We start from the raw sequence: 1,169 nt of genomic DNA on the forward strand, positions 1-1,169 counted from the left end.
CAGGGCCATCGCATTCGAAAGTCATAACCGATGAATCCCCAGCATTTTCATACGGATATCGTCATCCCAGGCCGCCCGCTTGCGCTTGAGTCGCAGGCTCGTCTTGGCGGTGTCGGTCTTGTCCGCACGAATCAGGTTCAGCACGATCTTCTTGAGCAGCGAGAGGTTCTGCGGTGCGTTGTCCTTGCGAATCATGCAGTCGTCCTCGCCGAAGCAGACATCGAGCATCCAATGAAGCCTGTTCTCGATGGCCCAGTGCGCGCGCACGGTCTTCGCCAGTTCTTCAGCGGTGAGTTTGCGCGAGCTGATGTAGTAACGCTCTTCGAGTTCAGCGGCCCTGTCGCCGACCACGCGTTGCGAGACGACACAGCCGACCGTCTTGCAGCCAGGCCACAGTTTGGGGTCGATCTCCTTGCCGCTGGCGGCGACCCAACTGAGCTGCATCACCGTCCGGCCATGGGACTTGTCCACGTGCTTGAAGCCGTTGTTGGCGAGTTGGGCATCGCTGATCAGATCACGCACCTGCTGATGCAGCGTGGGCTGGTTGCCCTTGACCGCGAGCAGGTAATCGCCCCCCTTCTCGACGATCTTGGCGGCGATCTCGCGCTGACAGCCCATTGCGTCGATGCTCACCAGCAAGCCCTTGATGTGCAAGGCTTCCAGCAGCTCCGGAATGGCGGTGATCTCGTTGCTCTTGCCCGCCACTCTCTCCTGCCCGAGTACCAGTCCGAGTTCGGTCGAGAACGCGCTGACCATGTGCACCGGCGGCGCATCACCATCGGCCGAACGGCGCAGCGTCTTGCCGTCAACGGCCACCATGCCATCGAGTGCGCCAACGATCCCGCCCACCCAACGCCGGAACACCGCTTCGAACTGCTTCGGGTCGAGCACGCGGAACACGCGCAGGAACGTGTCCTGCGAAGGGATGCCATTCTTCAGCACCAGAAACCGGCGCAGCCAGTCGGCCTTGAGCCGGCCCCACAGCGCGATGTCCTCGAAGCTGTCGGCGTCCGAGAGCATGGCGCACACGGCAATCACCAAGATCTCCCGGAAGTCGTGGCGGGTGCCGTTGCTGGGCTGACGCGGATCTTCAAGCTCACTGAGTTTCTCCATCAGACTGACTCCCGCTCCACGCATTTCCGTCGCCCAAAAGACGAGAGTAGACGCGT

Annotated in this window: 1 protein-coding gene; it reads right to left on the bottom strand. The window is 61.8% G+C overall.

Translation table 11 applies throughout. The features are described 5' to 3' along the window. Positions 1-21: 21 nt before the first annotated feature. A complete protein-coding gene (locus ACPT9U_RS17730; RefSeq protein WP_435751926.1) occupies positions 22-1,113 on the bottom strand; it encodes an ISAs1 family transposase in 1,092 nt (363 codons plus the stop codon). Positions 1,114-1,169 lie beyond the last annotated feature (56 nt).

The organism is Thauera sp. AutoDN2, assembly GCF_051280715.1.
Lineage (GTDB): Bacteria > Pseudomonadota > Gammaproteobacteria > Burkholderiales > Rhodocyclaceae > Thauera.